At 62.0% G+C, this 6,920-nt stretch carries 10 protein-coding genes; all 10 read right to left on the bottom strand.

Annotated elements, in window-relative coordinates; translation table 11 throughout:
• Nucleotides 1-176 precede the first annotated feature (176 nt).
• From ACZO3G_RS08010 to ACZO3G_RS07965, 10 genes are read right to left on the bottom strand one after another with little or no spacing between them, the layout of a single operon-like run.
• Complete coding sequence (locus tag ACZO3G_RS08010) at nt 177-650, bottom strand: hypothetical protein (protein WP_276873633.1); 474 nt, start codon at nt 648-650, stop codon at nt 177-179.
• The gene (locus ACZO3G_RS08005; RefSeq protein ID WP_276873630.1) at nt 643-891 is read right to left on the bottom strand and encodes a hypothetical protein; all 249 of its coding nucleotides are present in this window, start codon (nt 889-891) and stop codon (nt 643-645) included. The genes ACZO3G_RS08010 and ACZO3G_RS08005 overlap by 8 nt, the downstream gene beginning before the upstream one ends.
• Nucleotides 888-1,940: a glycine-rich domain-containing protein gene (locus ACZO3G_RS08000; protein ID WP_276873627.1), complete on the bottom strand. Its 1,053-nt coding sequence runs from the start codon at nt 1,938-1,940 to the stop codon at nt 888-890. The genes ACZO3G_RS08005 and ACZO3G_RS08000 overlap by 4 nt, the downstream gene beginning before the upstream one ends.
• Entirely contained in the window at nt 1,937-2,821 is an 885-nt protein-coding gene (locus ACZO3G_RS07995; RefSeq protein ID WP_276873624.1) for a glycine-rich domain-containing protein, read from the bottom strand. Before ACZO3G_RS07995 ends, ACZO3G_RS08000 begins: the two co-directional genes overlap by 4 nt.
• Entirely contained in the window at nt 2,821-3,513 is a 693-nt protein-coding gene (locus ACZO3G_RS07990; RefSeq protein ID WP_276873621.1) for a hypothetical protein, read from the bottom strand. The genes ACZO3G_RS07995 and ACZO3G_RS07990 overlap by 1 nt, the downstream gene beginning before the upstream one ends.
• Nucleotides 3,503-4,063, bottom strand: a complete 561-nt coding sequence (locus ACZO3G_RS07985) for a putative phage tail protein (protein WP_276873618.1) — start codon at nt 4,061-4,063, stop codon at nt 3,503-3,505. Before ACZO3G_RS07985 ends, ACZO3G_RS07990 begins: the two co-directional genes overlap by 11 nt.
• Nucleotides 4,060-5,109 carry a baseplate J/gp47 family protein gene (locus ACZO3G_RS07980; RefSeq protein ID WP_276873616.1) on the bottom strand — a complete coding sequence of 350 codons (1,050 nt, stop codon included), beginning with the start codon at nt 5,107-5,109 and terminating at the stop codon, nt 4,060-4,062. Before ACZO3G_RS07980 ends, ACZO3G_RS07985 begins: the two co-directional genes overlap by 4 nt.
• Nucleotides 5,102-5,521: a DUF2634 domain-containing protein gene (locus tag ACZO3G_RS07975; protein WP_276873613.1), complete on the bottom strand. Its 420-nt coding sequence runs from the start codon at nt 5,519-5,521 to the stop codon at nt 5,102-5,104. Before ACZO3G_RS07975 ends, ACZO3G_RS07980 begins: the two co-directional genes overlap by 8 nt.
• Nucleotides 5,518-5,883 (bottom strand): DUF2577 domain-containing protein, encoded by a 366-nt coding sequence (locus ACZO3G_RS07970; RefSeq protein WP_276873611.1) that lies wholly within the window; start codon nt 5,881-5,883, stop codon nt 5,518-5,520. The genes ACZO3G_RS07975 and ACZO3G_RS07970 overlap by 4 nt, the downstream gene beginning before the upstream one ends.
• The gene (locus ACZO3G_RS07965) at nt 5,883-6,917 is read right to left on the bottom strand and encodes an XkdQ/YqbQ family protein (protein ID WP_276873606.1); all 1,035 of its coding nucleotides are present in this window, start codon (nt 6,915-6,917) and stop codon (nt 5,883-5,885) included. Before ACZO3G_RS07965 ends, ACZO3G_RS07970 begins: the two co-directional genes overlap by 1 nt.
• Nucleotides 6,918-6,920 lie beyond the last annotated feature (3 nt).

The raw sequence follows: 6,920 nt of genomic DNA, 5'->3' as shown, positions 1-6,920 counted from the left end.
TCTGCATGAGTTTTTCATCCGCGTTCGGGCTCCACTTGACTGTAAAATACACGGTGTCGCCTCTCTCAAAAGGATGCAGGGAACCGTCCGGGTTCTTACACCGAATGGTGATGCTTTCGCTGTCCCCACGGATCATACGCATATTCGTGCCATCAACGATCATTTTCATTCCCCCGCTATCCGACAGAGTAAACCTCGAAGTGCGCCGCCAATTGGGAAGGCGGGTATGTAATGTACATACCGCCCTCGTCCAGCTCAGGAGCATTGTAGCAGCGGTATACCGCGCTTTCTTCCCGCACAAGCATGTCCATGCACACGTACATGTTGTAGACATACGGATAAACTCCCGCACGGTCGGGGCAGGGGCGCGCGCCGTAAAGGGCTTCGGTTCCGGCGCTGAAGGGCGGGTAGACCGCCAGCGAGCGCACCGCCTGCCGGGTGCAGAGGGCCGCTCCCTCGTAGGACAGCATCGTATCCTTTGGATAGTCCCTGTCAGGTTCCCAGGCGGGCAGGGAGGGGGCGAACATCCCTGCGTCTGCGGGCGGCTCCTTTGCCGCGTCTGCCTTTGCCGCGGACAGGTGCGCCCCCGCCGTCTGCAAGCGGCTGATATAGCCCACGACCTGTCTCGCCTCTCGTTTGTAATCAGGCATTTTCTACATCCTCCGTTCCGGGCGGCAGAGCCGCCATAACCTCTGTGTAATAGGCTTGAAGCTGTTCGGTCTCGGACAGGACCACCGCGCCGTCTCTCCAAAACCTTCCGTCCCGGTATTCGTCCCCCACGGCAACCGGCTTGTCTCCCGCCGGTACTGCGGCGGGGAAGTCGGATGCGTTATGAGGGGATAGGACGATCACGTTTTGAACAATCCCGTCCTTGAGCATTGCATAATTCATACTGCCGCCTCCCTTGCGTTTCGGATGATGACGATCCCTTGGTAGCCGTTACCGCCGTAGCCGTTTCCAGTGCCGCTGCCTCCGCTCCCGACATAGCCGTCTCCACAACCGCCGCCTCCTCCGCCATAGCCGCCTCCTCCGCCTCCGCCTCCGCCGGTGCGGGCAATCCACGTTCTGGTTCCGACATTTCCACCCTGACCGCCGATCCCGGTTGAAACGGTTTTGCCTAAAGTGTTCGCGATGTCGCTGCCCACGATGCCGCCAGCGCCGCCGCTGTCGGTACTTCCGCCCGCGCCTCCAGCGCCGCCGTTGGCCGCGTCGCCTACGTAGGTTCCGCCGCCACCACCACCGCCGCCGGCTCCATAGAGTTCACCACCGGGTTCCCCGAACTCGCGTGTCGTTGTCCCTTGCCCTGCTCCGCCAGCGCCTCCGTAGTACCGTGCGTCACTTGAAGTTCCTCTGGAGCTGCCGTCTCCGCCTTTGGCCGCCGAACCACCGTCAGAAGCTCCCGCGCCGCCCGCGCCGCCGTAGGTGCCGGACGTGTTCTGATATTCGCCGCTGCCGCCACCGCCTCCGCCTGAACCTCCCGCTCCGCCAGCACCGGCATAGTAACGCCAATAGGACGAACCCTTTTCATCGTATCCATTGGTGGCGGGCTGTCCTCCGCCGATTGAGTAATCAAACCCCGAAGAAGCTCCTCCTGCGGTCCCCATTGTTGTGTTTGCCATACCGCCGCCGCCCACCGTGATGGGATAGGGCGTGTTCTTTTTGATTGGGATGTTCTTATGGGTTGCGGTATACCCGCCTCCGCCTCCGCCGCCCGCGCCTCCCCGGCAAACGCCGCTTCCCGCTCCGCCGCCCCCGACGAGGAACAGATCGATGTCCAGCTCTCTGGGGGACAGTAAGGTAAACACTCCGGAGGACAGAAACTTCAGCTTCCAGCTCTTTGCCGCCTCGTCTTCTGTAATAAACTCATACTGTCCGGTGTAAGTGAACTGCGGCATCCGGGATGACGACCCGCCGCCGCTTCGCGTAATGATACAGTTCATGCCGTCGCCTCCCTGTGATTCCGGATGATGCAGATGCCTTGGTAGCCGCTGCCGCCCGTTGCGCCTATGCGGATAGCGCCTGCGCCGCTGCCTCCTCCGCCTCCGCCATAAAACGTGGCATCTCGGCCTGTCATGTTGTCAGGAAGGCCACCGATATCAGGGTTTCCGCTTTGCGCGCCCGTCCCGCCTCCGCCAGATCCGCCTTTTCCCGCCGTTTGCGTTGCTCTGCAAGCTCCTCCTCCACCGCCGCCAGAATATAGTTCTCCTGACGGTTCTCCGAATTCTCTGGTCGTCGTTCCCTGCCCGTTCCCTTTGCTGGCCGTTGAACTGTCCTTTCCATAATTACCATCAGAACCGTCGGAACCGCCGTTTCCCGTGCCGGTGGTGCCGCCGTCATCATAACCGTGTCCACTTCCTCCGCCTGAACCTCCGTTTCCTCCGGGAGCGCCGGTATAAACGTTTCCCCTACAAGAAACGCCGCCCAATCCCCCTGCCGCCGTATCGCCAAATGCGGTTGTTTCCGAGCCGGAAGGGCCTTTATATCCTTCTCTCCCAACGCCTCCGGCGCCAACTGCGATGGAGTATTCTATCGATTTACCAATTGAGGCCAGCACAGTCGTGGTATATCCGCCGCCGCCCCCTCCGCTGGCACCCCAAGAATTTCGCTCGCTGCCACCTCCGGCACCCCCTCCACCCACAAGGAACACGTCGATGTCGAGCTTCGCGGGGGAAAGCATCGTGAACACGCCCGAAGTGAAGAACTTAATCCTCCAGTCACCCTTGTTCTCATCGTCTACGATCATCTGGTGTTCGCCGGTGTAGGTGTAGGTCGGCAGCTTTTCCTTTGTTCCGCCCTTCTTGACAAGCAGACATTCACCCATTACTGCACCGCCTTCATCTGCAAATTGAGATCGACCTCCGGTTTGTCCTCCAGGCAGCGCGCTGTGATCTTTCCGTCTCCCGTCGTAATGCTGGACACCATTCCCCACGCCTCCAGTTCTGCGATCGCCGTGTCCGTCTCTTCCGACAGGATGATGTCGGTCAGGGGGTTCATGATGCCTGTGATACCGGCCACCGCAACCTCCTGTGTAAAGGGGGCCGTCTCTCCAACCCAGCCCGCCGCCGTCAGCGTGGCCGGGAGGGTGGAAGTTGTGGCTTTGCCGTTCCATGCCGTGCGTTCCGCTCCCGTGATGTGCACCGTGGTATCTGCAACGTGTGCGGCGATCTGCTGGCTATGGCTTTCAACGTCGGTCTTGAGTCCCGTAATGTCCGTCCCATGCTGTCCAAGCGTCGCTCCCAGTTCCGCGATTTGCGTGTCCTGCACATCGTCCCGCGCGTCGTTCGCGGCGATATCCCGCTCGGCGGCAGCGGCCGCCGTCTCCAGTGTTCCCAGCCGGGCATCCTGCTGAACGTCCTTTTCCCTGATTGCGGGGATTTCCCCGCCTGTCCCCGACAACCCGTCTATCGCCTCGTCTACAACGGCAAACGCCGCGTTCGTCTCATCCACCCGCTGGTTGAAGACAGCCGTCGTCACAACCTCGTTGTCGGTAAACCTCGTCACCTTATCTGCCATCCGTCCATGCACCTCCCGCAAATTCCGGCCATTCCAACCCGAGCGCCGTCAGCTCTCCAAACGTCATGTCCTGCGCCGTCAGCATCCCGAAGGTCAGGTACTTGTAGAGCAGCGTCAAATCCAGATGCGCCGGAAGCACCTCCCGGATACTTTCCTCCAAATCGTCCACATTCGGCGGCACGCCCCACGTCCCAATAAACTCAATCTCAACCAGGTACTGACCTTTTGGCTCCCGCACGTCGACCTCTCCGCCCGTGAAGCTCGAGGCCATGAGCTTGATCAGCTCCTTTGTCGTCGTTCCCTGCCCACGGCGCTTTGCGCGCCAGCGGGACAGCCTCTGGTCGTGCGGCTTGGATACATCCGGTTCAATCCCGTACTCCCGCTCATAGATTGTCATGCCCCATGTCGCCGTGGCGGGACGCGCCTGCTTCATCAGGTCGTCCCGCGCCGCTTCAGCGGCGTCCATCTGTCGTCCCACCGCGCCCTGAAAATCCCCGACATGCGCTTCGTCGTGATAGGCCGCGCGCGGAAGCATTTCCAGCAGATTCATGTGAGCGTCACCTCCCCAAGCGCGGGGATTTCCTCCGGTCCGACCGCTACGCTCGCGGCCTTGCCGTTGAGGGTGAGGTCCGTATAGTCCACCACCCCGTCAATGCTGATGAGCAGCGCGCCCACGCGGTTATACAGCACCTCGTATTTTTCAAAGGCCAGCGACCGCAGGTATTCCCCCAGCGCCGCTGCGAACGCCTCCTGTACCGCCGCAAGGGTCGTGGAGCCGTCCACCGTCACCTTTGCCGCCGCGTTGATGGACAGCGCCGACGCCGAAACCACCGTCACCGCCGCTCCGATCGGCCGTACCTCCTCGATGTGCGCCGCGCACGCCTCCACGATCGCTGTGTCCACCGGCTGCCGATCCTCATCCACGACGAGCACCCGCACCGTCCCCGGGCCGTCCCAGATCGGCGTGCATTTCGCCTCGCCCACGCCGGGGACCTCACGTGCCCACCGCTCATAGTCGTATTTGTTCCCCGAGGTCGACGGCTTCTGCCGGGCATAGACGATGCGGGCGTATAAGCTTGCGTCGCTCTCCGGATCGGTCCCGCCCTGCGCCGCCTCGGGATTGCCCACCTTCTGGATTCTGTTGTCGTTCTCGTACTGGAACGCGATCTCCCCCGGCCCGACGTTATAGGCCGCGCCGGCCTTCTCCGCCTCCGCCGGAACAGCCGCCATCCCGGTCTCCGGAATGACCGCGTCTTCCACCGTTGCAAAGACGAGGTTGTCCGCTGTGAGAAAGCGCGTCCCGGCCTTGACCGAAAACCCCGCCGTTCCGGTGAGTTCGAGCGTCACCGCCGCCTTCGTGCCCGCCTTGCGCGGCTCGATGCCCAAATCCTCCGCCGCCATGTCGAGATATCCGCCGCTCCCCTCGTTCACCCATACGATGGGCTGCACCGCGTTCAGCGACTGGTACACCTTGTAGAGCTGCACCGCCATTGGCCCCGCCATGTCGTCCGAAAAGCTGCCCTCCCGCGTGTCCAGCGTCGTGATCTCTTTTAAGATATCGCCCTTGATCTTTTCGGGCGTCATTTCCTCATACATGCGCCTGTACCTCCCCATAGACGGTATCCACTGTCACATCAATCGTCAGCACCCCGTTGTCGAAATCCACCGAGGCCGCCGTGACCTCCGTAATGTAGGGATTGATCTCCAGCGCCTCGCGGACATACCGCACCGCCTCCGCCCGCTTGAGCTCGTCGGTGTAGGGCTGCCCAATGAGGCTTTCCACCTCGGAGCCAAAGTTCCACGAGTAGATTTCATACCGCGCCCGTTCGGTGACGAGGGCCTTCCACACCCATGTTTTGATCGCCTCGGCCCCTTCCGCCACGACGGGCTCCCCACCGCGAAAGACCGGTTCGCCCTTTTCAAAGTCCCACTTCACTTCCCGATAGAGCGGCAGCTCGGTTTCTTCCTGCACCACCTCCGGTTGGATGATTGGGAAAAGGTCTGTCACGCACTCACCACCTTACAAATCACAACATATTGCTGCCCGTCCGCGCTCGCCAGCATCGCCACCCGGTCGCCGGGGACCAGCACGCCGCCGAGCAGCGCCTTCGCCTCCAGACTTCCATTCGTCACGCTTACCGCCGGGGAACCCTCCAAGCTTCCCTTTAGCTCCGAAAGTGCCGCCGTCTCTTCGTGCGGCAGGAGCTGCGGGTTGACCAGCAGGTCCGCTCCCGAAAGCGGGATGCCGCCCAGCATGACCGTGAGCGGCGCGGTGGCCGCCACCGTCCCGATCACCCACGGGGAAGCGCTCCGCGCGTCGGCGTCGGTCCGCACAACCTCCAGAATTCCCGCGTATGGATTCTCTTCCATCATGTTCCCTCCGGTTTATTCGTGTAGCTGTAGGATTGCCCGGTCGATTCTCCGCTCGCGTTCGGCAGGCTCCCCGCCTCCTGCTCATCCATCATCCGCTTGTAGTTGAGGGTCAGCTTGTTGTAGTACTGCCCCCGCTTCCACTCGTGTACGTCGCTGTCGATGTAGAAGAGGCCGTACAGCCCGGTGTACGGCTCCCGCACCACCACCGAACCGCCCGCCGTGTTCGCCGTGTTCCCGAGGCAGTCGACGGTGATCGTCTGTTTTACCCCGCCGTCGTCCAGCAGCTTCTGTGCCTCGGACGCCTTATCATCCTTTGCTGTCTGTTTCATGACCTCCTGCATCCGTCCGTACTGGGCGATCGCTTCCGCGTCCTCCTGCGTCCGCACGAGGTTCCCCGCCGCGTCGTAGATCGCCACGGCGTTGACCATGTTTTCTATGCTCTCGCTTGTATTGGCCGCGATGAGGTTGCTTTCCCCGGCGATGACGAGCGTCCGCTCGTCCGGCCCTTTCTCGGTGACAAAGAGCCGCTCGCCCCGGAACCCGATGTGGTACTGCTTGCCCGTCGTCCGGGACGCCAGCGTGTAAGCGGTCGCGATGATCTTGTAAAGCTGTACCCCCGCGAAGATGCGGGTGACGGGCGCGCCCGCCGCCAGCGTCCCCGCCTGGATGCCGAAGTCCGCCGCGACCCGTGCGGCGATCTGCTCGGGCGGCGTATTTACGAACTTGTAATAACCCTTGTTGCGGTTGAGGTAGAACCCCCGGTCGAAGCAGGAGAGGGTGATCTCGCTCTTCTCCGTGTTCTTCCCCCGGCTCACGATAAAGCCGTCAAAAAGCACCCTTCCGCTCTCCACAAGCTGGACGTTCGCTCCCAGCGGGCAGTCCACTGTGGGAATACTTTTGTCTACCGGGGAGGCTACGACGGAAAAGTCCAGCGACCGCGCCGCCTGCCGGTAGTCCCCCGACCACCGCACCGACGGCACGAGGTCGGTTACGTCGAAGGTCCCCTTTGCTCCCGTGATTAGGATATTCACCCG

The organism is Anaerotruncus sp. (assembly GCF_057433415.1).
Note: the sequence above shows the minus strand (reverse complement) of the source record. Positions and strands in the feature narration are given on the sequence as shown.